The following is a 24152-nucleotide window of genomic DNA, read 5'->3' as shown; positions in this document are numbered from 1 at the left end:
CGTGTTTCGTGATGAGTACGTGATTCGTTAGGAGTCTGTTAACGCCCGACGAAGTTACGTACCGAACGCGAGGACTGCTTTGCCTTCGCTGCCGCGTGACTGTGCGGAGTCTGGCGTGACGCCCGATGTGGTCTCTGGAACGCCGCCGCCCTTGGCTTCCAGCCGGTAGAGCGAAGGCGGCGTGCCGTAACGTTCGCGGAATGCCCGCGAGAAGCTGCAGTTGTTCTCGAACCCGCAGACCGCGCCGATCTCGCTGACCGACAGCATGGTCTCGGCCAGCAGGCGCGCGGCCCGTCCCAGGCGCAGGCGCGCGGCCATGGCCTGCGGGCCTTCCCCGTAGAGCGCGTGGAAGATCTTGGTGAAATACCAGGTGGAGACATTGCTGAGTTCGGCCAGCTCGGCCAGCCGCACGTTGCGGTCCACGTTGCCTTCCAGGAACAGGCGCGCGCGCTGCATGCGGTCGAACACTTGGCTCTTGCGCCGCATGGAGCGCCCCGGGCAGTGGTCGATCAGGCGCCTGAAGTCGTACTGCACGTTGCAGATATGGCGAAGCAACGGCACCAGCGGATTGATTTCGTCGCTGGCGTAGACGCGTCCGCTTTTGCCGAACAATCCGCTCTGGCGCCACAGCCGCAGGCATTGGCGGAGCTCGCTTCTGTCCAGTTCGCCCCGCCCGGTGTGCAGATCCAGATGGGTGAACTGCTTGATGCGCGGCCGCATGGCCTGCGACAGGGTCACGCCCAGAACCAGGCTGCCGCGTTCGGCATAGACCGAAGGGCGCGAATCCGGCTCCAGCACCACCCACTCGCCCGCCCGCAGGTGAAAACGGCCTTCACGCGCTTCGAGGTCGGCGCTGCCACGCACCACCACCCAGAACGAAACCAGCGGCGACTGCAGCACGATGCTGCCGGTGCGGCTCACCGCCACCACCCCGACCAGTTCAGGATTGTTGAAATCGGCTCCGGCTTCGAGCAGCTGGTTGCGGTCTATCCACGCGGTTTGCATCTTCATGGCCGTTTCCTTATGGGGGATTGGCCCTTGGTTTGATGCAGACAGCTCCGAATCTCAGGAAATCGCCACGAAATTTTTCCGATATCTTTCCAAAATTCCGTAACTCCCTTTTGCTTCAACCATTTGCGCAGGCGATCAATCGTCTGAGCGTTTCGCAACCGCCGTGCCGGAAGTCATGGCCGAAATGTCGGCGAAGCCGATATCTGCGTTGTTGGAGACATCCAGGGTGAGAAAAATATGCTTGCCCGAGCGGTCCATGGTGGGCGGCAACGGCCAGGCTTCGACGTCGCGGTCCAGGCAGTACGCCGGCTGCGACTCGGGCGAGCCCATCCTGATCCAGCCGGTGGCGCAGCGTTCGCTCCAGTCCATGTAGTACACGCCGTCCGGTCCGATCGCCCAGCGCTTGTAGTCCTTGGCCATGCGCGGCCGATGCGCGTCCAGCACCTGCAGATCGTCCAGCATCGGGCTTGCGCTCCAGATGCCCGGCTTGGTCACCCGGGTGAAGTAGATACGGTTCCTGGGTACATCGAAACGCACCAGCGCCACGTCCTGCAGGCTGGATATTTCGCGCCAGGGCGTCTTGGAGCGGTCGTACAGGACCGCGCGCAACCGGCCTTCGCCGCTATCCGAACCCACCAGCAGCAGATTCGGATCCGACGTGTAGGCCGCATAGATCGGGCTGGGCGCAGGCACGGGCAACAGATGGATGCGCCCGCTTTCCACTTCCACTTCGTAAAGCGATTGCTGGCCGTCCTGCTTGCCGACCACCAGCATCCGGCTGCCGTCCTCGGACCAGACCGGCACATGGCGCGGAATCGGCATGATGCCCTGCACCGGCCGCGCGCTATCGGGTTTGGCCAGTTCGCCCAGCCACAGTTCAAGGCGCGAGCCACGGTCGGAAATGAACGCCAGGCTGCGGCCATCGGGCGAGATCGCCGGCAGCATGTCGGAACGGCTGGATGGAAACACGCGTTCCTTGGCCACTTTCCCATCGGGAGTGGAAGGCAGTGTCAGGCGGAAGACGCCCGAAGTGGACTGATCGACGGTGAACGCCAGCGCGGGCGAATTGCGGGCCACATCGGGGAAGACCGCGAAGCCGTCCATCTTCAGGTGAGTGACTGCGCCACTGGCCATGTCGTAGCGGAACATGCCGATATCGTTGCCGATGTAACTGAAGAGCAGGCCGCTGCCGTCGGGCAGCCAGTCCCAGCCGCGGATGTCGCTCTTCACGTGGGTCAGCCGCTGCGGCGTGCCGCCCGTGGCCGGCATCTTCCACAGGTCCGACAGCGAAATGGCCCGGCGGAACACGATCCATTTCCCATCCGGCGAATAGCGCGGATCGATGTCGATGTCGCCTTCGGAAATCGCATAGTCCAGCGCCTTCCATTGTCCGCTGGCGATATCCAGCAAGCGCAAAGGACTGCTGCGTTCGCCGGGCAACTTGGTGTCCAGGCCCATCAGCAGGCCACTGCCGTCCGGTGTCCAGTCGTAGCTGGCGGCGCTGCCGGCGAAGCAATCGGCGATCTTGCGTTCGTTGCCGCCGCTGGCGGCGATGAGCATGATCTGGCAGCGGCTGCTGGCATCGAAACGGGCGAAGGCGATGGTGCGCCCGTCCGGCGACCACACCGGCATGGTGTCGCTGTAGCCGGCGGGCGTGGAAGTCAGCGGACGCGGCGGCACGTGCACCGTAGTCTGCAACACGATGGTGCCGTGACCTTTTTCGTCGATCTGCACATAGGCAACCATGGCGCCGTCGGGCGACAGATTGGCGTCGACCTCGCGCCCCGGCCTGGAAGTGATGGTCACGAAAGGCAGCGGGGGTTCCACCACCGCGGGATCGGCCGCCGATGCCGTTTGTGCCGCGACGGGCGCGCGCTGGGCGAAATGCCAGACCGCGGCGGCGCCGGCAACGCTCACTAGCGCGATCGCCGCAACCATCCAGGCGCGTCTGCTGCGGCGAGGCGCCGAGGGCGGCGCAGCAATGCGGGCGACCACAGGGGCCTCGCTTTCCACCAAGACCGCCTCTGCAGGGGACGGCGGAGCGTTGTCCAGCCATTCCACCGGCGCCAGCAGGCGGTATCCGCCCTTGGAAATGGTTTCCAGGTAACGCGGCGCGTCGCGATCGTCGCCGAAGGCCTTGCGCAGCTGGCCTATCGCCTGCGTCAGCACATCGTCGGTGGGCAGGGTGTCGGGCCAGACCCATTCCAGCAACGCTTCGCGGCTGACCACCTTGCCCTGTTGCCCGGCCAGCGCCAGCAGCACGTGCAAGGATTTGATGGTGAGCCGGGTCGGTTCGTGTCCGTTGGCCGCCGCCACTTCCCGGCGCGGCACATCGACCACGAATTCGCCGACCCGCAGACGGTCGGATTCCTGGTAAATCGGCTGGGAGCGGGGATTGAGCATGTGTGGTTCTGGATTCCGTATGGATAGTGTGCACAACGATCAGGACGAAACGCGCTGGAGCAACATGCCGGACAAGCTTCGCGACAAGCTTTGCAAAGCAGGCGTCGGCACGCCGCACAGCACGTTGCCAGACAGGCTATTAAATTTATGACTACAAGATCCCGTGTACCGAGCCGCAGGCGCCCTCTCTCTCGTCTGCGGTGGTTCTTCCCAATTGCGCCGGTCGGCGCAATTTTTTTATCCGGCGGCTTCGGCCCGTTCGCACGGACTACATGACGCTTGCATCGCAGCATCTTGCCACCCTTGTCCGACTGCATGTGCCGTTGGTATCGGACGCGGCTTGCAAGTGTGGCGTGGTTCAATGTTCCATGGCATCCATGACTCTGCGCAACTGCAATAGGGCAGGTGTTCCGGTAGTGGAGAGGCGCCCATGAATCCTGCCGACAGCGCTACCTGGGCGCAAGCCCAGCAGCACGTGGCCGCACGCCGCTGGGACCAGGCCGCTGCGCAACTGCAAGCCCTGCTGCGCACGCATGCCGACGCGGCGCCGGTGCGTCTGCTTCTGGCCGGGGTGATCCTGGCCCAAGGCGGCGTGCGCGCCGCCGCCGAGCAACTGATCGCCACGCTGCCGTCGCTGCCCGCTGATATGCATTTGATCTGCCGCGTGGCCCAGTCGCTCGCCAAACTCGGTGAAACGGCCGCTACGCTCCAATGCCTGGAGCATCCGGAAATCGCGCGCAACCGCTCGGGCCCGGCCTTGCTGGCCTTGGCCCACGTGCGCCAGGGCCTGGGCCAGCATGAACAAGCATTGGCACTGATGGAACGCGCGCGCGCGGCGGGGCTGAACGATGCCGACTTCCTCTATTTCCACGCACTGCAACTGCAATTCAACGGGCGCATCGCCGAGGCCGAGGCCGAATTGGAAGCCTGCCTGGCCAAAGGCCCCAGTTTCGGCCGCGCTTCGCTGACCCTGGCCCGTATCCGCCGCCAGACCGCGGACAGCAACCACCTGGACACGTTGCGCGCACGTCTGGCGCTGGTGCCGCAGGGCAGCGAGGATCACGCCGCCGTCGAATTCGCGCTGCACAAGGAGCTCGACGACATTGGCCGCCACGACCAGGCATGGGAAGCGCTGCAACGCGGCAACGACATCATGCACCGGCGCCTGGGTTACGACGCGGCCGCCGAGGAAGCGGTGTTCGATGCGTTGATCGAGCGTTTCCCGCAGCCATTGCAAGCGGCCGAAGCCGCACCGGCCGGCGGCCCGCAACCGATCTTCATCGTCGGCATGCCGCGCTCGGGCACGACGCTGCTCGAACGGATCGTCGGCAACCACTCGCAAGTCGCGCCGGTCGGCGAGCTGGCCGACCTGCCGAAGCAATTGCGCTGGACCGCGGATCGCCACGGCCACCCGCTATTGGACCTGCCCCTGCTGGAAGCCACGCGAACGCTGGATATGGCCCTGCTGGGCAGACGTTACCTGCAGCAGACCCAATGGCGCGCCGGCGATCGCCGTTACTACGTGGACAAGCTGCCGCCCAACTTCATGCTGGTGGGCTTCATCCGCCAAGCGCTGCCGCAAGCGAAGATCCTGCACATGGTCCGCGAGCCGATGGAGGTCTGCTTCTCCAATTACCGCGCGCTGTTCGGCGATGCCTACGCCTACAGTTACGATCTTGAATCGCTGGCCCACCACTACCGCCAGTACCGCAGGCTGATGGCGCACTGGCACCGGGTCGCGCCCGGTTTCGTGCTGGATGTCGCCTACGATGCGCTGGTGCGGGACACCGATTCGACGGCGCGCCGCGTGCTCGATTTCTGCGGGCTTCCGTTCCAAGCCCAATGCCTGGATACCGCCGGCAACCGCGCGCCGGTAGCGACCCTCAGCAGCGCCCAAGTCCGCGCACCGATCCATCAACGCGCGTCGGGCGAGTGGCGTCGCTATGCCGAACCACTGCAGCCGCTGCAGCGCGCTCTTGCCGCAGCTGACTGAAGGAAGGCCGCACGGGCGGCCTTCCGGCTGGCTTCAATTGTTGGTTCCGAAATCGATCCGGTACTGGACCCAGAACGCCCGTCCGTAACCGTTGTAGGCGAAGATGTTGTAGAACGGCGGTGCGAAACCCTGCGAGCCGTCGTAGGTGGGGTCGAACGGCGGCTTGGTGTTGAGCACGTTGTTGACGGTCAGGCTGAGCGCGCTCTTTTCGGTCAAGTCGTAGCTCACGCTCAGGTTGTAGAGCATGTGCGGGCCGACCCTGCCCTGACTGGTGCCGGGCGTGGTGTCGACGCCGAACTGGGCGGCGTAGTTGGGCGTGGAACCGTAGCGGATGCCATGCACGTTGGCCGACCAGTCGTTCTTCTTCCAGCTGATGTCGCCGGTCAGCACGCTCTTGAATTCCGCACTCAGCGCCTGCTGCGGCGACAGCAGGTCGGTTTCCGGATCGCCGGGGAAGGTCACCGTGGTGTGGTCGAGCGTCAGGTTGTAGTCCAGGCCGAATCCGAACTCGCCCCAGCGGCCCCAATCGAAGCGCGCGCTGCCGCCGGCGGTGATGCCGCTGATCTGCTCTTCGGCGATGTTGATCGCCTTGATCGTCACCAACTGCACCGACTCGCTAAGCAGCGGATTGGCGTTGAGCGGCCCGCGCTGGACACGCGACAGCGCATCGATGCAGGTGGGGGAGTTGATGTCCAGCCGCCCCTGCCGGCACTCGTTCTCGTCGAACAGCGTGCGCGAGAAGGACTGCGGCAGCACTTCGTCCTCGATGCGCACGTTGTAGTAGTCGGCGCGCAGTTCGTAGCGGTCGCTGGGCGACCACACGAAACCGAAGCCGTAGGACTTGGCGGTGATCGACTTCAAGTCCGGGTTCGCCACCTGCACGCCTTCCAGCGACAGCCCCTCGAACGGGCAATCGGGATTCGGCCCGTAGGTTTCGCACTTGTAGTAATCGGTCTGCGAGGAGAAGAAGCCGTTGCCGCCGGTGAACACGTAGCCCATGTCCGGCGCGCGGAACGCGGTGGCGTAGTTGGCGCGCAGCAGCAGGCTGTCGACCGGACGGAATTCCAGGCCCAGCTTGTAGGTGGCCTTGGCGTCGGAGCCGGCGCGGATGTTCTTGTATGAATCGTAGCGGCCGGAAACGCTGGCGGTCAGCGACTTCAACAACGGGATGCTGAACTCCACGCCGACCGCGCGGTTGGCACGGTTGCCGCTGCCGCTGGTGCCGCTGAGGCCGAAATAATCGTCGCCGCTGACGCCCGGATCCACCGGGTTGTCCCAATGCTGGTACCCCAGCTGGAACACGCCCGCCACGCCCACCGAACCGGCGGGCAGTTGGAACAGATCGGGATTGGTGACCTGCACGTTGAAGTTGTGGGTCCAGGTGGACGAGGTGTTGCGCAGGTTGCCGGAAAACGCGCGGAACTGTTCCGGCGTGATCGACTGGTAGAACGCCGGCTTGTTGGGTTCGTACACCGGGTAGCCGTAGTAGGTCCCCAGTTGCGGACCCAGGAACTGCTCCTGGAAGAAGGCGTCCATCTCGTCCACCAGCGGCCATAGCTGGTCGGATTTCACTTCGTAGCCCGAGCGGCTGTAGTAGACGTCGTAATCCCAGTTCGAATCGCCGATGGTGCCGTTGACGCCGAGGGCGATGTTGTAGGAGCGCGAATCGGTGGTGAAGTTGGTGATGCCCTGCTCCTCCGGCGAGAAGATGTGCTGGTAGGTTTCCAGGGTCTGTTCGGTCTGGTTCCAGATGTAACCGTCGGTGCCGTCGTTGTAGTTGGGGATCCAGAAGCGCGAGCCGGAATCGTTCTTGGCCTCGTTCTTTCCATACAGGATGCTGGTGTAGAAATTGGCGTTATCGCCCATCCGCAAGTTGGAATTGAAGTAGGCCGACACGCCCTGCTCTTCGTTCAACAGCGTGGCGTAACCAGGCTGGGCCCGGCTGCCGCAGAAGAAACCGCGGCCGGGACGGAAATCGCGCATGGTGGTGCCGTCGAAATTGGCGGCCACGTTGTCGCAACCCACGCCCGGATCGTCGTATTGGCCGGTGAAGCCGTTGAGGATGATGAAGGTGCGGCTGCCGTAGCGCAGGTTGGGGTTGGGATTGTCGTCGGTGGTGTCGGTGAAATCCCGCTGCCGCATGTAGATCGGATCCTGATGGCTGTACTGCAGGCCATAGGTGATGTCCAGATTGTCCCAGGCCTTGCCGCCGGTCAGCTGCAGGCGCTCGTTGTCGCCGCCGCCATCGGAGTAGCCGCCGACGCGCGCGTCCAGCTGCATCCCGTCCAGGCGTTTCTTCAGGATGATGTTGACCACGCCGGCGATCGCCGCCGAACCGTAGATCGAAGACTGATTGCCGGGCAGGATCTCGATGCGCTCCACCATCGCGGTGGGAATGCTGGTCAGGTCGGTGAAGTTGCTCTGTCCGTTGTAGAGCAGCGGATAGTCGGCCAGCGGCCGGCCGTCCATCAGGATCAGGGTGAAACTGGGCGACAGGCCCAGCAGGCTGATGGTGGTGGCGTTGGAAGTGAAGCTGCCGGCGTACTGGTTGTCCTGCACGGCGCCGGTCGCCAGCGGCTGCGCGCGCAGCACGTCGGAGACGTTACGGAAGCCCTGGCGCTGGATGTCTTCGGCGGTGATGGTGATCACCGGCGAAGCGGTTTCCAGTTGCGCCCGCGGAATACGCGAACCGGTGACCAGGATGCGGTCTAGTTCGGTTGCGTCTTCGTCTTGGCCGGAATCCGCCTGGCTGGCGGCTTCCTGCGCGTGTACGGTGGTGGCGGCCAACGGCCACGCCAATGCGGCGCAGATGGCGGTGGCCAGGAGTTTGCGGTTCATGGTGTCCCCTTACCTGTTCGAAACGAGTCGCACGGTGTGCGTATTCGTACGATGGCATGCAGGCGGGGAGACCCAGTTGATCCGGATTGCTGCAGTGGTTGACGCAGATTGTCGCGATTGCCGAAGATTTAACACCTGCGGCGTAGGGCGGGCATTGCCCGCCATTGCGTCCATCAGGCGGGGCAATGCCCGCCCTACTATTTCGGATGGAACAGGGTGGTTCAGACCTTCGCTAGTGCGGATCGTCGTTGCGCGCGGCCGTCCTCAGCGTGGTGAGCCCGATCAATCGCGAGACCACCAGGGCGATGTACATCACTCCGGCGAAGGATTCGAACATCACCAGCGCGCGCGCCTCGGGCCGCACCGGAACGATGTCGCTCAGGCCCACGCTGGACAGCACGCTGAAACTCAGGAACAGCAGCTCCATCCAGGTGCGCGGCTCCTGCGGATTGACCGCGGCGATGAAGCTGCCCGGATACCACTGCTGGCATACCGAATAAGCGAAAGCGAACGCCCAGGCCAGCAGCGTGAAGGTAGCGCCCGCCGCATACAGTTCGTCGCGGGTGACCCGGTGGTCCTGCAGCATGTAGGCGGTGAGGCTTGCGGCGGTGTAGAAGTAGAGCGCGCCTTCCAGCAGATGCGCGTAGACCAGCAGCCCGGGCATCTGCGCCCATGCGGAAAGCAGCGACAACGCCACCGCCGGCACCGCGATGCACCAGGCGATCCAGTTGATCGAAGCGCTGCGGTTGACGACCCACAGCGCCAGTGCCAGCACCAGAATGCCGAAGGCGCCGAACACGGCGCGACCGGCCTGGGTGTCCTCCATCGCCGGGTACAGCAGCACGCCGCTGAGCTGCACCAGCAGCAGAAAGGCGGACGGATGTCTGCGCGCGGTGACCAGCCAGCGCAGCCAGGCCGACGGCAGAGTCATGCGCGGCGCTTCATCTGAAGTGTCGTTTGAAGTGGCGCTTCATTTGAAGTGGTACACCAGCGCGTAGTACACCACGTAGACCCACGACAGCAGGCCGTGGATCACCGCCCACAGCAGCGACTTGTTGGCGCTCCATGAAATGGCGATCGCCAGCGCCGTGCCGAAGCCGATGCCGGCCTTGGCGACCGTGGCGCCCCCGCCCGTGCTCATGGCTGCACCACGGGCACGGCGCTGCCGGCCCGGTACGGATAGCGGGCGAAGATTTCGGCCAGGGTCGAATCGATCCGTGCGGCGCGCTCGGCGGGCTTGAGCTTGGCGACGCGGCCCACCGCGATGCCTTCCCACACCAGCCGGTTCTTCTGCCTATCCACCAGGTCCACGTTGAGCGTGCCTTCGGTGTACTGACGCACCTGGGTCTGATCGCGCCAATAAGGCACGGCGAAGTAAGCCCGGGCCCGGTAACTGTAGTAGTAGCTGTAGTCGACGGTCGGGTAGGAAGTGACGTCGGTGCGTTCCTGCAGGTAGGCGTTGAGGTTCACCCACAGGTCGGGCTGCTGGGTGGTGTAGGTATAGCCGCGCGATTCCAATTGCGCGCGCGTTGCGGCCTTGATGCGGTCGGTGGTGGGCGTGGCGTAGCCTTCCTTCTCCAGGGCCAGCGGCGTGTAGAAACCGAAGGTGCGGTAGCTGCCGAAATCCGCTTCCGGATCGGCTTCGCTGGTGATGCGCGGGCCGGTGGCGCAAGCGGCCAGCAACAAGGCCAGCGCACCCAGCATTGCGAGAGCGAAACGTCTTTGAACCTGCATGGCTTTATCTCCTGGGCTTCCGTGGTGGACAGAACCTAGCACCGGTTCATTCGTCCTCGGTGAAGGTACGCGGCAGGCCGGGGGAAGGTCGCAGGTCTTCCCCCGATCCGTTCAGCCCTGGTGGTAGACCTGCGCGCCGGCGGCGCGGAACTCGGCCGACTTCTCCGCCATGCCCTCTTCCAATGCCGCTGCTTCCTCCACCCCGTGTTCGGCCGCGTAGTCGCGCACGTCCTGGGTAATCTTCATCGAACAGAAATGCGGGCCGCACATGGAACAGAAATGGGCCAGCTTGTGCGCGTCCTTGGGCAGGGTCTCGTCGTGGAAGTCCTTGGCCTTCTCCGGGTCCAGGCCCAGGTGGAACTGGTCTTCCCAGCGGAACTCGAAGCGCGCCTTGCTCAGCGCATTGTCGCGCACCTGCGCACCGGGATGGCCCTTGGCCAGGTCGGCCGCATGCGCGGCGATCTTGTAGGCCATGATGCCGTCGCGCACGTCCTCGCGGTTGGGCAGACCCAGATGTTCCTTCGGCGTCACGTAGCAGAGCATCGCGGTGCCGAACCAGCCGATCATCGCCGCGCCGATGGCGGAAGTGATGTGGTCGTAGCCCGGCGCGATGTCGGTGGTCAACGGCCCCAGCGTGTAGAACGGCGCTTCGCCGCATTCGGCCAGCTGCTTGTCCATGTTCTCCTTGATCATCTGCATCGGCACATGGCCGGGGCCTTCGATCATGGTCTGCACGTCGTGCTTCCAGGCGATCTTGGTCAGTTCGCCCAGCGCTTCCAGTTCGCCGAACTGGGCCGCGTCGTTGGCGTCGGCGATGCAGCCCGGACGCAGACCGTCGCCCAGCGAGAAGGCCACGTCGTAGGCCTTCATGATTTCGCAGATGTCCTCGAAGTGCGTGTAGAGGAAGTTCTCCTTGTGGTGCGCCAGGCACCACTTGGCCATGATCGAACCGCCGCGCGAGACGATACCGGTCACGCGCTTGGCGGTCAGCGGCACATGGCGCAGCAGCACGCCGGCATGGATGGTGAAGTAGTCCACGCCCTGCTCGGCCTGTTCGATCAGGGTGTCGCGGAACATTTCCCAGGTCAGTTCCTCGGCGCGGCCGTCGACTTTTTCCAGCGCCTGGTAGATCGGCACGGTACCGATGGGCACCGGCGAATTGCGGATGATCCATTCGCGGGTTTCGTGGATGTGCTTGCCGGTGGACAGGTCCATGACCGTGTCGCCGCCCCAGCGGATCGACCACACCAGCTTCTCCACTTCCTCGGCGATGCCCGAGGACACCGCGCTGTTGCCGATGTTGGCGTTGATCTTGGTCAGGAAGTTGCGGCCGATGATCATCGGCTCGCTTTCCGGGTGGTTGATGTTGTTGGGCAGGATGGCGCGGCCGCGGGCGATCTCGTCGCGCACGAATTCCGGAGTGATGAATTTCTGGATGCTGGCGCCGAAGGATTCGCCGGGGTGCTGCTTCAGCAGCAGCGCATCGCGCACCGCGTCCAGGCGCTGGTTCTCGCGGATGGCGACGTATTCCATCTCCGGGGTAATGATGCCCTTGCGTGCGTAGTGCATCTGGCTGACGTTGGCGCCTGTCTTGGCCACGCGCGGCAGGGTGCGGCCGGGGAAACGCACCGCGTCCAGGCGCGCGTTGGTTTCGCGGCCACGGCCGAATTCGGAACTCAATTGCGACAGGCGCTCGGTATCGCCGCGTTCCTCGATCCACTTCGCGCGCAGGGCCGGCAGGCCGACCGCCAGGTCGATGCGCGCGTTCGGGTCGGTATACGGACCGGAAGGATCGTAGACGGTGATCGGCGGATTCTCTTCGCCGCCGAACAGGGTGGGCGTCTGCGTCTGCGCGATCTCGCGCATCGCCACCTGCATATCCGGGCGCGAACCCTGCACGAAGATCTTGCGCGAGCCGGGGATGGGCCGGGTCACGGATTCGGAAAGCTGGTCGGTCTGCTGCAACAGCGAGGAAGGCACTGCGTTCATGGCGTTCGTCCAAAGGAATGCGGGACGAAGCGGCGGCGCATGGACGGCAGGCGATCGCGGGGATCATGGGCGTCCTGCGAAGCTTCCCTACGCCGGTCTTAACCGGATCAGGTTCGAAGGGTCTGTCTCAACCGCCGCACCCATCGGGCCGGCGATACCCCCGCTTCGGGGCGAATTAGACCACAAACCGGCGGGGGTCGCCTTGCGGCGTTGAATCGGATCGCCCGGTTCCATGCGGTGGGCTTGAGCCCACCCCATGCCTAGGCAATGCCCTCGCCCTGCGGCGACAATCGGCTCTACTTCTCCCGGGGCAATCGACTTCCGCTATGTCCGCACCCACACGCATCACCTGGCGCGACCGCCTGCGTTACCGCTTCGAAAACACGCTCTCCCGGGGAACCATCGCCATCATCGGCTGGCTGGCGCTGATTTCGTTGAGCATCGTGCTGTTGGCCGCCGTCGTCCTGGCGTTGCTGGGCGTGGGTGCGGATCCGGGCGATCCCGGCAGCCGGCTGGGCCTGATCGAAGGCGGCTGGCAGAGCCTGATGCGCACCCTGGATCCGGGCACGATGTCCGGCGACGAGGGCTGGACCCTGCGCATCATGATGCTGATGGTGACGCTGGGCGGCATCTTCATCGTCAGCATGCTGATCGGCACCATCACCTCCGGTCTGGAGTCGCGGCTGGGCGAACTGCGCAAGGGCCGCTCGCGGGTGGTCGAAACCGACCACACGCTGATCCTGGGCTGGTCCAGCAAGGTGTTCTCGATCATCGGCGAACTGATCATCGCCAACGAGAACCAGAAGAACCCGCGCATCGTGATCCTGGCCGACCGCGACAAGGTCGAGATGGAGGACGACATCCGCGCCAAGTTCCCCAACACCAAGAACACCCGCGTCATCTGCCGCAGCGGCGACCCGCTGGACATGGACGACCTGGCCGTCGTCGATCCGCATGCGGCGCGCTCCATCATCGTGCTGGCGCCGGCCACCGACAATCCCGACATCCATGTGATCAAGTCGGTGCTGGCCATCACCAACAATCCGCACCGGCGCGAAAGCAGCTACCACATCGTCGCCGAAATCCGCGAACCGCATAACCTGGAAGCCGCCCACCTGGTGGGCGGCGACGAAGCCGTGTTCGTGCAGGGCTCGGACCTGATCGCCCGCGTCACCGCGCAGACCTGCCGGCAGTCCGGCCTCAGCGTGGTGTACACCGAACTGCTGGATTTCGACGGCGCCGAGATCTATTTCACCGAGGCGGCCGGACTGGGCGGCAGGACCTACCGCGAAGCGCTGTCGAGCTACGAGGACTCGGCCGTGATCGGCGTGATGCGCACCCATGGCAAGGTGCTGATCAATCCGCCGATGAACACCATCCTGGCCCGCAACGACAAGATCATCGCCATCAGCGAAGACGACGACACCCTGGTCCAGTCCTCGTCCCCCCCACCCAAACCGGATGCGAGCGCAATCGCCGACAAGGAGAAATCGGAAGCGTCCCCGGAACGCACCCTGATCCTGGGCTGGAACGACAAGACCACCGCGGTGATACGCGAACTGGACAACTACGTGGCGCCCGGTTCCGAAATCACCGTCGTGCGCCGCGCGGATATCGGCAACAGCACCGGCGACGCCGATTGGAAGGCGCTGGCGGTGGAACTGCAGCGCCAGCGCCTGCAGGTGATCGAAGGCGACATCGCCAGCCGCGCCATGCTGGACGCCGTGCAGGTCACCCAATACCACCACATCATCGTCATGAGCTACAGCCAGCTGCCGATCCAGGAAGCCGATGCCCAGACCCTGATCAGCCTGCTGCATCTGCGCAACATCGCCGAGGCCAGCGGCAAACCGCTCAACATCGTCAGCGAGATGATGGACCTGCGCAATCGCGCGCTGGCGCAGGTCGCGCGCGCCGACGATTTCATCGTCAGCGATTCCCTGGTCAGCCTGATGCTGTCGCAGCTTTCGGAGAACAAGCACCTGGACCGCGTCTTCCGCCAGCTGTTCAGCGCCGAGGGCTCCGAGGTCTACATCCGTCCCGCCAGCGAGTACGTGCTGCCCGGCAGACCCGTGGACTTCTACACCGTGATCGAGGCCGCCGCACGGCGCGGCGAAACCGCCATCGGCTATCGTCTTGTCGCCCACAGCGACGATCCCAGCCGCGGCTTCGGCGTCACCGTGAACCCGACCAAATCGCAGCGGGTCGGTTTCTCCGAACACGACAAGATCATCGTATTGGCCGAGGATTGAAGCGGCGGCGCCGGTCCCGACCGGATCAGCTGGAACACATTCCTAGAACACACCCCACAGCGGGGTGTCGGAGCCGGGGCGTGCCGGCTCGCCGTCCAGCATCGCCTTGTCGCGTACGGCGCCCTTGTCGGCGCTGGTAGCCAGCAAGGCATAAGCCTTCAGCGCAGTGGTGACTTTGCGCGGGCGCGGCGCCGCCGGCTTCCATCCCTTGGCGTCCTGTTCGGTGCGGCGCTGGGCCAGTTCCGCCTCGGTCACCAGCAGGTCGATCGACCGCTGCGGAATGTCGATGCGGATGCGGTCGCCTTCGCGCACCAGGCCGATGGCGCCGCCCGCGGCCGCTTCCGGCGAGGCATGGCCGATGGACAGGCCGGAGGTGCCACCGGAGAAACGTCCGTCGGTCAGCAGCGCGCACTGCTTGCCCAGGCCTTTGGATTTCAGATAGCTGGTCGGGTACAGCATCTCCTGCATGCCGGGCCCGCCCTTGGGGCCTTCGTAGCGGATCACGACGATATCGCCGGCGGCCACTTCATTGGCCAGGATGCCTTTCACCGCATCGTCCTGGCTCTCGAACACCTTGGCGCTGCCTTCGAAGACATGGATGGATTCGTCCACGCCCGCGGTCTTCACCACGCAACCGTCCACGGCAAGGTTGCCGTACAGCACGGCCAGGCCGCCCTCCTGCGAATACGCGTGGCCGACGTCGCGGATGCAGCCGCCGCTGCGGTCGAGGTCGAGCGTCTTCCAACGCGCGGACTGGCTGAAAGCCACCTGCGTGGGCACGCCGCCGGGTCCGGCCTTGTAGAAAGTGTGCACCGCTTCGTCCTGGGTCTGGGTCACGTCCCATTGCGCGATGGCTTCGCCCAGGCTGCGGCTGTGCACGGTAGGCAGCTGCGTGTGCAGCAGTCCGCCGCGCGCCAGTTCGCCGAGGATGGAGATGATGCCGCCAGCGCGGTGCACGTCTTCCATGTGGTACTTCTGGATGTTGGGCGCGACCTTGCACAGTTGCGGCACCTTGCGCGAAAGCCGGTCGATGTCGCGCAGGTCGAAATCCACCTCGGCTTCCTGCGCGGCGGCCAGCAGATGCAGGATGGTGTTGGTGGAACCGCCCATGGCGATGTCCAGAGTCATCGCGTTCTCGAAGGCTTCGAAACTGGCGATGGAGCGCGGCAGCACCGAAGCGTCTTCGCCGCCGTACCAGCGGTGGCACAGCTCCACCGCGACGCGGCCGGCGCGCAGGAACAACTGTTCGCGGTCCGCGTGCGTGGCGAGCGTGGAACCGTTGCCCGGCAGGGCCAGGCCCAGCGCTTCGGTCAGGCAGTTCATCGAGTTGGCGGTGAACATGCCCGAGCACGAACCGCAGGTCGGGCACGCACTGCGCTCGTACTCGGCGACCTTGGCGTCCGACGCACTCTCGTCAGCGGCCACGACCATGGCATCGACCAGGTCCAGGCCGTGTTCGGACAGCTTGGTCTTGCCCGCTTCCATCGGCCCGCCGGAAACGAACACCGTGGGGATGTTGAGCCGCAACGCGGCCATCAGCATGCCCGGAGTGATCTTGTCGCAGTTGGAGATGCACACCAGCGCATCGGCGCAATGCGCGTTGACCATGTATTCCACCGAGTCGGCGATGATCTCGCGGCTGGGCAGCGAATACAGCATGCCGTCGTGGCCCATGGCGATGCCGTCGTCGACCGCGATGGTGTTGAATTCCTTGGCCACGCCGCCGACGCGTTCGATCTCGCGCGCGACCAGCTGCCCCAGGTCTTTCAGGTGCACATGGCCCGGCACGAACTGGGTGAAGGAATTGGCGATGGCGACGATGGGCTTCTGGAAGTCCCCGTCCTTCATGCCGGTGGCGCGCCACAGCGCGCGCGCGCCGGCCATGTTGCGGCCGTAGGTGGAGGTTCTGGAGCGGTACTCAGGCATGGGGCGACACGCGGACAGCGCTTGCTTGTGGGGGTGTCGATTCTGCGTCGTTTTCAACGTTTCAGTTGCAACTATCGGTGTTTCAGTTGCAACCATTTCCGGCCTTGTCCGCAATTGGTCGCCATGGGCGTTGGTGTGCTTGACAAGCCCTATAAGCGCATGTTCCCCTAGCCCTATGTTGCAACGCCACACGCCCACGCAGATCACGCCTGAACAAGATGGCCACGCCGCCCCCGCGGCCGGCCTTCTCGTCCTCGTACTTATTACCTCGCCAACCGGTGCGGGACGAACAGGCGTGTAAGCAACAGCAACGCCAGATTCGCAAAACCCCGCACTGAGAAGTGCGGGGTTTTTTGTTTCCAGACCAGTAGAAATCCCCAGACCTTCCCTTCAACTTCCATGGAACCCAGCGCAATGACCACCAGCAACCTCCCCAACACCAAGATCGCCATCGTCGGTTACGGCAGCCAGGGCCGCGCGCACGCGCTGAACCTGCGCGAATCCGGTTTCGACGTCACCGTCGGCCTGCGTCCGGGCGGTCCGACCGAAGCCAAGGCCAAGGCCGACGGCTTCGTGGTGAAGACGCCCGCCGAAGCGGTGAAGGATGCCGACCTGGTCGCGGTGCTGACTCCGGACATGGTCCAGCGCAAGCTGTACGACGAAGTGCTGAAGGACAACCTCAAGCCCGGCGCCTGCCTGCTGTTCGCGCATGGCCTGAACGTGCACTTCGACCTGATCAAGCCGCGCGAGGACATCGACGTGGTGCTGGTCGCGCCCAAGGGCCCGGGCGCGCTGGTGCGCCGCGAATACGAGATCGGCCGCGGCGTGCCCTGCATCTACGCCGTGTACCAGGACAAGAGCGGCAACGCCGAAGCGCTGGCACTGGCCTATGCCGCCGGCCTGGGCGGCGCCCGCGCCAACATCATCAAGACCACCTTCAAGGAAGAGACCGAGACCGACCTGTTCGGCGAGCAGGCCGTGCTGTGCGGCGGCGCGTCCTCGCTGGTGCAAGCCGGCTTCGAGACCCTGGTGGAAGCCGGCTACCAGCCGGAAATCGCCTACTACGAAGTGCTGCACGAACTGAAGCTGATCGTGGACCTGTTCTACGAAGGCGGCATCACCCGCATGTTGGAATTCATCTCCGAAACCGCGCAATACGGCGACTACGTCAGCGGCCCACGCGTGATCGACGCCGACACCAAGAAGCGCATGAAGGACATCCTGACCGACATCCAGGACGGCACCTTCACCAGGAACTGGATCGCCGAATACGAAGCTGGCCTGCCGAACTACAACAAGTTCAAGAAGGCCGACATGGAGCATCCGATCGAAGTGGTGGGCAAGCAGCTGCGCGCCAAGATGGTGTGGCTGTCGGCCAATGCTTCGCAGCCCGACGCCGACGACGCCACTTCGACAGAGAAGGCCGCCGCCGCATGAACGCAACCGCCGCCGCTGCCCCACGCAATGGCGCCCGCTGGCTGACCCAGGCGCTGGAGGCCGAAGGCGTGGAAACGCTGTTCGGCTACCCCGGCGGCACCATCATGCCGTTCTACGACGCGCTGGTGGATTCCAAGCTGAAACACATCCTGGTGCGCCACGAACAAGGCGCGGCGCTGGCGGCGAACGGTTACGCGCGCGCCAGCGGCCGCGTCGGCGTCTGCGTCGCGACCTCCGGTCCCGGCGCATCGAACCTGGTCACCGGCATCGCCGACGCGATGCTGGATTCGGTGCCGATGGTGTGCCTGACCGGACAGGTCGCCACCCATCTGATGGGCACCGATGCGTTCCAGGAACTGGACGTGTTCGGCCTGACCCTGCCCATCGTCAAGCACAGCTTCATCGCGCGGCGCGTGGAAGACCTGCCGGAAATCGTGCGCGACGCCTTCCGCATCGCGCGCGAAGGACGGCCCGGTCCGGTGCTGATCGATCTGCCCAAGGACGTGCAGGTCGCCGATGCCTCGCATCTGCCCGATCACGTACCGGCCGAAGTCGAAGCGCCGCCCGCGCCTGCGGACGCAGCCTTGGCCGAAGCGTTGGCCGCGATCGCCGGCGCCGAGAAGCCGGTGATCTACGGCGGCGGCGGCATCGGCCTGGCCGGCGCGGTGGAGGTGTTCCGCGAGTTCGTCGAAGCCACCCAGATCCCCACCGTGCTGACCCTGCGCGGACTGGGCGCATTGCCCGGCGGCCACCCGAACTACCTGGGCATGCTGGGCATGCACGGCACCCGCGCGGCGAACATGGCCGTGCAGGAATCGGATCTGCTGATCGTGGTCGGCGCGCGCTTCGACGACCGCGCCACCGGCAAGCTGGTGGAGTTCGCGCCGTTCGCACGCGTCATCCACCTGGATGCCGATGCCTACGAAATCTCCAAACTACGCACCGCCAACATCGCCCTGCCCGGCGACGTCGCCGCAGGCCTGCGCGCGCTGATCGGCGCGCGCAGCACCTGCGACGACTGGCGCAAACGCTGCCGCATGCTGGGCGAGAAGCACGGCTTCCGCTACGACGCGCCCGGCACCGACATCTACGCGCCGGCGCTGCTCAAGCGCATGACCGAACTGGCGCCGGACGACGCCATCGTCGCCTGCGATGTCGGCCAGCACCAGATGTGGGTGGCGCAGCACTGCAAGTTCAACCATCCGCGCAACCATCTGACCAGCGGCGCGCTGGGCACTATGGGTTTCGGCCTGCCGGCGGCGATGGGCGCGCAATTCGCCTGCCCCGACCGCACCGTGCTGCTGGTCAGCGGCGACGGCAGTTTCATGATGAACGTGCAGGAGCTGGTGACCATCGCCCGCTGCCGATTGCCGGTGAAGATCGTGCTGCTGGACAACAGCTCGCTGGGCATGGTGCGGCAGTGGCAGGAACTGTTCTTCGCCAAGCGCTACAGCGAGATCGACCTGTCCGACAACCCGGACTTCGCGGCGCTGGCCGAAGTGTTCGGCATTCCCGCCAAGCGCATCGACCGCCGCGACCAGGTGGAGGATGCGCTGGCCGACCTGCTGGCCCAGCCCGGTCCGGCGCTGCTGCACGTGGCCATCGACGTCAAGGCCAACGTGTGGCCGCTGGTGCCGCCCAACACCGCCAACAGCACCATGCTGGACAGCAATCCGGCCGATCAGGCCGCCGCCGAATCCAACGCAACACCGCCGCGAACGGAGTCCCCGCATGCGCTACCGGCTTGACCTGGTGCTGAAGCCCGCCGAAGGCGCGTTGACGCGCGTGATCGGCATGGCCGAGCGCCGCGGCTTCACTCCGCAGTCCATCAATGGCCAACCGGCCGGCGAAGACGGCCGCTGGCGCCTGCAACTGGTGGTCGACGGACAGCGCCCGGCCGAAACCCTGCGTCTGCAGATGCTGAAGGTGTACGACTGCGTGTCGGTGGAGATCACGCCGGTGGAAGTCGCGCCGGCGGAGGTGGTGTCTTGAACGTCAAGAGCAAATCCCCCCTGCCCCCCTTTTTCAAAGGGGGAGTGTTCCGGGTTTCTGGGAAAAATCGGATCCCGCATTCCGCCTCCCCCTTTGAAAAAGGGGGATCGAGGGGGATTTGCTCTTCGGCTCCCGCCTTGGATTGCATGACCAAAGCTTCACGGAGGCGTCTTCTTCCAGCGTCGTCCGCACGCCTTGCGCATCTCCATGCCTGATTCACGCGCCAGCGCCAGCAACGAACCCGCCGTAACCGAGCCTGAGGTAAGCGACGTAGTCGTCACCGTGGCCGACGTGCTGGCGGCGCAGGCGCGTCTGCGGCGTTACCTGCCGCCGACGCCGATGCACCATGCCGAACGCTTCGGGGTGATGCTGAAGCTGGAGAACCTGCAGCGCACCGGTTCCTACAAGGTGCGCGGCGCATTGAACGCCTTGCTGGCCGCGCGCGAACGCGGCGACATGCGTCCGGTGATCGCCGCCTCCGCCGGCAACCATGCGCAGGGACTGGCCTGGGCCGCGTACCGCCTGGGCGTGCAGGCGATCACGGTGATGCCGCATGGCGCACCGGAGAACAAGATCGCCGGCGTCGCCCATTGGGGCGCGACCGTGCGCCAGCACGGCAACAGCTACGACGAGGCCTACGCATTCGCGCGCGAACTGGCGGCGCAGAACGACTACCGTTTCCTGTCCGCGTTCGACGACCCGGACGTGATCGCCGGCCAGGGCACGGTCGGCATCGAGATCGCGCCGCACGCGCCGGACGTGGTCATCGTGCCCATCGGCGGCGGCGGCCTGGCTTCCGGGGTGGCGCTGGCGTTGAAATCGCAGGGCGTGCGCGTGGTCGGGGCGCAGGTGGAAGGCGTGGATTCGATGGCGCGCGCCCTGAAGGGCGACAGCCGGCTGATCGATCCGGTGGCCAGCCTGGCCGACGGCGTGCGGGTGAAAGTCCCCGGCTTCCTGACCCGCCGCCTGTGCGCCAGCCTGCTGGACGACGTGGTGATCGTGCGCGAAGCCGAACTGCGCGAAACCCTGGTCCGGCTGGCCCTGGAAGAGAACATAATCGCCGAGGGCGCAGGCGCGCTGGCCCTGGCCGCTGGCCGTCGCGTCTCCGGCAAGCGAAAATGCGCGGTGGTTTCCGGCGGCAACATCGATGCCACGGTGCTGGCAGGCCTGCTTTCCGACGTGCGCCCGCGCGCGCCGCGCAAACCGCGCCGGCGCACGCAGGAACTGCATCCGGTCGAGCCCGTGCGCGCCGACGCCGGGTTCGTTCCTCCCGTTTCACTGTCCAACCCCATTACCGTCGATGCGCCCGTTGCGCGTCGCGCCGTCACCGAAGAGGAGTACACCTGGTGAGCGACATTCCAGTAACCGCAACCCCGGCCCAGGTCCGGATTTTCGACACCACCCTGCGCGATGGCGAACAGTCCCCCGGCTGCAGCATGTCGCCTTCGCAAAAACTGGTCATGGCCCGTGCGCTGGCCGAGCTTGGCGTCGATGTCATCGAGACCGGCTTCCCCGCCAGTTCGCAATCCGACCGTGAAGCGGCCGCGCTGATCTCGCGCGAACTGCGCGATACCACCCTGTGCGTGCTCTCGCGCTGCCTGCCGGGCGACATCGAGGCCTCGGCGCGCGCGCTTGACGGCACCGCGCGTCCGCGCATCCACCTGTTCCTGTCCACCAGCCCACTGCACCGCGAACACAAGCTGCGCATGAGCCGCGAGCAGGTGCTGGAAGCGGTGGCCCGCAGCGTGGCCGCCGCGCGCGGCTTCGTCGACGACGTGGAGTTCTCCGCCGAGGACGCCCTGCGCACGGAAGAGGATTTCCTGGCCGAGGTGATCGCCACGGCGATCGCTTCGGGTGCGGGCACCATCAACCTGCCCGATACCGTCGGCTACACCACCCCCACCGAGATCCGCGGCCTGTTCGAACGCATGATCGCCAACGTGCCGGGCGCGCGCGGTGTGATCTTCAGCACCCACTGCCATAACGACCTGGGCCTGGCCGTAGCCAATTCGCTGGCTGCCATCGAAGGCGGCGCGCGGCAGGTGGAATGCAGCGTCAACGGCATCGGCGAGCGCGCCGGCAACGCGGCGCTGGAAGAAGTGGTGATGAGCCTGAAGGTGCGCGGCGCGTACTTCGGCGCTGATACCCGTATCGACACCAACCGCATCGTGCCCACTTCGCAGCTGTTGCAGCGCCTGGTGGGCATGCCGGTCCAGCGCAACAAGGCGGTGGTCGGCGCCAATGCGTTCGCGCACGAAGCCGGCATCCACCAGCACGGCATGCTGCGCCACCGCGGCACCTACGAGATCATGCGCCCGGAAGACGTGGGCTGGCCGTCCTCGCAAATGGTGCTGGGCCGCCACAGCGGCCGCGCCGCGGTGGAACAGCGTCTGCGCGCGCTGGGCTATCTGCTGGAGGAATCGGAACTGGATCTGGTCTTCGCCTCCTTCAAGGCCCTGTGCGAGAAACAGCGCGTGGTCCACGACAACGATTTGCAGACGCTGATGCAGGACGGCGCCGACAGCGAGGGCTACCGGCTTTCGTCGATGACCGTCAGCGATGCCGGCCACCGCGCGCGCGCCACCGTCGAGCTGTCGGACCCCGACGGCGACCGCGTGTTCGAAACCGCAGAAGGCGACGGCCCGGTCGATGCGCTGTTCGCGGCGCTGGCCATGGCCACCGGCGTGGACCTGGTGCTGGAAAGCTACCAGGTGCACAGCGTGGGCCTGGGCCGCGATGCGCGCGGCGAAGCCAACCTGAGCGTGCGCTACGAAGGCGCCGAGTACGACGGCACCGGCACCAGCAAGGACATCATCGAAGCCAGCGCACTGGCCTGGCTGGACGTGGCCAACCGGCTGCTGCGCCAACGCAACGGAACCAAGGCGAAATCGGAAATGGCGGAGGCGTGATGGGAAGTACTTTTTTCGCTGTCGCTGTTGCCGTTCCCCCCTTTGAAAAAGGGGGGCAGGGGGGATTTGCTCTTCGCGCGATATTTGCCGAGAGCAAGAGCAAATCCCCCTCGATCCCCCTTTTTCAAAGGGGGAGGTCTGCATCCACAAACCTCTGTTCGACCGGACCCATTGCATGAGCTCTACCCCCCGCACCCTATTCGACAAACTCTGGGACGCGCACGTCGTAGTCCCCGAAACCGACGCCGCCCCCGCGGTGCTGTATATCGACCTGCACCTGATCCACGAGGTCACCTCGCCGCAGGCCTTCACCGAACTGCGCGCGCGCGGCATCGCGCCTCGCCAGCCGGACCGGACCAAGGCGACCATGGACCACTCGACGCCGACCACGCCGGCCGATGCCGACGGAAAATTCCACTACTTCACCCAGGCCTCGGAAACCCAGGTCGACACGCTGGCCAGCAACTGCGCCGAATACGGCATCGAACTCTTCGACATGCGTTCGGCCGGACGCGGCATCGTCCACGTGATCGCGCCGGAACTGGGCCTGACCCAGCCCGGCATGACGATTGTTTGCGGCGACAGCCACACCTCCACCCACGGCGCGTTCGGTTCGCTGGCCTTCGGCATCGGCACCAGCGAGGTCGGCCACGTGTTGGCCACGCAATGCCTGCTGCAGCGCAAGGCCAAGACCATGGCCATCACCGTCGACGGCCCACTGGCGCCGGGCGTCGGCGCCAAGGATGTGATCCTGCATATCATCGGCGTGATCGGCGTCAACGGCGGCACGGGGCACGTCATCGAGTATCGCGGTTCGACCATCCGCGCGATGGACATGGAACAGCGCATGACCCTGTGCAACATGTCCATCGAAGCCGGCGCGCGCGCCGGCATGATCGCGCCGGACGAAGTCACCTACGCCTGGATGGCCAATACGCCGCGCGCACCGAAGGGCGCGGCCTTCGAGCAAGCCAAGGCGCGCTGGTCGCAGTTCAGCAGCGACGAAGGCGCGCGCTTCGACCAGGAAGTGAACATCGACGCGCGCGACATCCGCCCCACCCTGACCTGGGGCACGCATCCGGGCACGGCCATCGCGGTGGATCGTCCCATTCCCGCCGCCAAGGACAACGCCGCGCAGAAATCGCTGGACTACATGGCTTTCGATTCCGGCAAACCGCTGGAAGGCACCGCCGTTGACGTGGTGTTCGTGGGTTCCTGCACCAACGGCCGCCTCAGCGACATGCGCGAAGTGGCCACCGTGCTGCGCGACCGCCGCGTCGATCCGCGCGTGCGCATGCTGGTGGTGCCGGGCTCTGAACTGGTCAAGCGCCAGGCCGAAGCCGAAGGCATCGACGAGATCGTGCGCGCCGCCGGCGCCGAATGGCGAGAGCCGGGCTGCTCGATGTGCATCGCCATGAATGGCGACCTGGTCGCGCCGGGACAATTGGCGGTCAGCACCAGCAACCGCAACTTCGAAGGCCGTCAGGGCCCGGGTTCGCGCACGCTGCTGGCCTCGCCGATGACCGCGGCGTGGGCGGCGGTGAATGGGAAGGTTTCCGACCCGCGCGAGCTGTTCGCGCAGAAGGAAGTCGCATGAAGATCGCCGTAGGGCGGGCACTGCCCGCCGCGCTCTCCACGTGCCGCCCACGGCGGGCAATGCCCGCCCTA

The 24152-nt window shown here is 65.6% G+C and carries 16 protein-coding genes and 1 riboswitch; of the genes, 8 read left to right on the top strand and 8 right to left on the bottom strand.

Annotated elements, in window-relative coordinates:
* Nucleotides 1–54: 54 nt before the first annotated feature.
* Together CSC73_RS09200 and CSC73_RS09195 are read right to left on the bottom strand one after the other, a co-directional pair.
* Entirely contained in the window at nt 55–1011 is a 957-nt protein-coding gene (locus tag CSC73_RS09200; protein WP_163840137.1) for a helix-turn-helix domain-containing protein, read from the bottom strand.
* Between the two features lie 135 nt (nt 1012–1146).
* Nucleotides 1147–3414: a winged helix-turn-helix domain-containing protein gene (locus tag CSC73_RS09195; RefSeq protein ID WP_163840136.1), complete on the bottom strand. Its 2268-nt coding sequence runs from the start codon at nt 3412–3414 to the stop codon at nt 1147–1149.
* Nucleotides 3415–3844: 430 nt separating this feature from the next.
* On the opposite strand from CSC73_RS09195, the gene CSC73_RS09190 reads away from it, so the two are divergent.
* A complete protein-coding gene (locus CSC73_RS09190; protein WP_163840135.1) occupies nt 3845–5407 on the top strand; it encodes a tetratricopeptide repeat-containing sulfotransferase family protein in 1563 nt (520 codons plus the stop codon).
* Between the two features lie 33 nt (nt 5408–5440).
* Here CSC73_RS09190 and CSC73_RS09185 read toward each other — a convergent pair whose 3' ends face one another.
* The 5 genes from CSC73_RS09185 to thiC all read right to left on the bottom strand — a co-directional run bounded on the left by CSC73_RS09185 (nt 5441) and on the right by thiC (nt 11968).
* Complete coding sequence (locus CSC73_RS09185) at nt 5441–8245, bottom strand: TonB-dependent receptor plug domain-containing protein (RefSeq protein ID WP_163840134.1); 2805 nt, start codon at nt 8243–8245, stop codon at nt 5441–5443.
* Nucleotides 8246–8477: 232 nt separating this feature from the next.
* Nucleotides 8478–9176, bottom strand: a complete 699-nt coding sequence (locus CSC73_RS09180) for an ion channel (protein ID WP_163840133.1) — start codon at nt 9174–9176, stop codon at nt 8478–8480.
* Nucleotides 9177–9215: 39 nt separating this feature from the next.
* The gene (locus tag CSC73_RS18360; RefSeq protein WP_170299062.1) at nt 9216–9386 is read right to left on the bottom strand and encodes a hypothetical protein; all 171 of its coding nucleotides are present in this window, start codon (nt 9384–9386) and stop codon (nt 9216–9218) included.
* On the bottom strand, nt 9383–9979 hold the full coding sequence (locus CSC73_RS09175) for a DUF4136 domain-containing protein (protein ID WP_246197455.1): 597 nt from the start codon (nt 9977–9979) through the stop codon (nt 9383–9385). The genes CSC73_RS18360 and CSC73_RS09175 overlap by 4 nt, the downstream gene beginning before the upstream one ends.
* 111 nt (nt 9980–10090) lie before the next feature.
* A complete protein-coding gene (thiC, locus tag CSC73_RS09170) occupies nt 10091–11968 on the bottom strand; it encodes a phosphomethylpyrimidine synthase ThiC (RefSeq protein ID WP_163840132.1) in 1878 nt (625 codons plus the stop codon).
* A 66-nt stretch (nt 11969–12034) separates the two neighbouring features.
* Nucleotides 12035–12140, bottom strand: a riboswitch (TPP riboswitch).
* Between the two features lie 154 nt (nt 12141–12294).
* Here thiC and CSC73_RS09165 point away from each other — a divergent pair.
* Nucleotides 12295–14220 (top strand): CASTOR/POLLUX-related putative ion channel, encoded by a 1926-nt coding sequence (locus CSC73_RS09165; RefSeq protein WP_163840131.1) that lies wholly within the window; start codon nt 12295–12297, stop codon nt 14218–14220.
* Between the two features lie 42 nt (nt 14221–14262).
* On the opposite strand, the gene ilvD is transcribed toward CSC73_RS09165, so the two are convergent.
* On the bottom strand, nt 14263–16146 hold the full coding sequence (gene ilvD, locus CSC73_RS09160) for a dihydroxy-acid dehydratase (protein ID WP_163840130.1): 1884 nt from the start codon (nt 16144–16146) through the stop codon (nt 14263–14265).
* 414 nt (nt 16147–16560) lie between these two features.
* Between ilvD and ilvC the strand changes: the two genes are divergently transcribed.
* From ilvC to leuC, 6 genes are all read left to right on the top strand, one after another.
* Nucleotides 16561–17583, top strand: a complete 1023-nt coding sequence (gene ilvC / locus CSC73_RS09155; RefSeq protein WP_163840129.1) for a ketol-acid reductoisomerase — start codon at nt 16561–16563, stop codon at nt 17581–17583.
* Nucleotides 17580–19331 carry an acetolactate synthase 2 catalytic subunit gene (ilvG, locus tag CSC73_RS09150; RefSeq protein WP_163840128.1) on the top strand — a complete coding sequence of 584 codons (1752 nt, stop codon included), beginning with the start codon at nt 17580–17582 and terminating at the stop codon, nt 19329–19331. Before ilvC ends, ilvG begins: the two co-directional genes overlap by 4 nt.
* Complete coding sequence (locus tag CSC73_RS09145) at nt 19315–19575, top strand: ACT domain-containing protein (RefSeq protein ID WP_163840127.1); 261 nt, start codon at nt 19315–19317, stop codon at nt 19573–19575. Before ilvG ends, CSC73_RS09145 begins: the two co-directional genes overlap by 17 nt.
* Nucleotides 19576–19782: 207 nt before the next feature.
* Nucleotides 19783–20925, top strand: a complete 1143-nt coding sequence (locus CSC73_RS09140) for a threonine dehydratase (RefSeq protein WP_163840126.1) — start codon at nt 19783–19785, stop codon at nt 20923–20925.
* Nucleotides 20926–20930: 5 nt separating this feature from the next.
* The gene (locus CSC73_RS09135; RefSeq protein WP_163840159.1) at nt 20931–22484 is read left to right on the top strand and encodes a 2-isopropylmalate synthase; all 1554 of its coding nucleotides are present in this window, start codon (nt 20931–20933) and stop codon (nt 22482–22484) included.
* A gap of 175 nt (nt 22485–22659) precedes the next feature.
* Nucleotides 22660–24081: a 3-isopropylmalate dehydratase large subunit gene (gene leuC / locus CSC73_RS09130; protein WP_163840125.1), complete on the top strand. Its 1422-nt coding sequence runs from the start codon at nt 22660–22662 to the stop codon at nt 24079–24081.
* Nucleotides 24082–24152 lie beyond the last annotated feature (71 nt).

The sequence above is a fragment of the Pseudoxanthomonas sacheonensis genome, from assembly GCF_010093305.1.
In the GTDB taxonomy this organism is placed as follows: Bacteria; Pseudomonadota; Gammaproteobacteria; order Xanthomonadales; family Xanthomonadaceae; genus Pseudoxanthomonas_A; species Pseudoxanthomonas_A sacheonensis.
The sequence above is the reverse complement of the archived record's forward strand: the minus strand, read 5'-3'. Positions and strand labels throughout refer to the sequence as shown.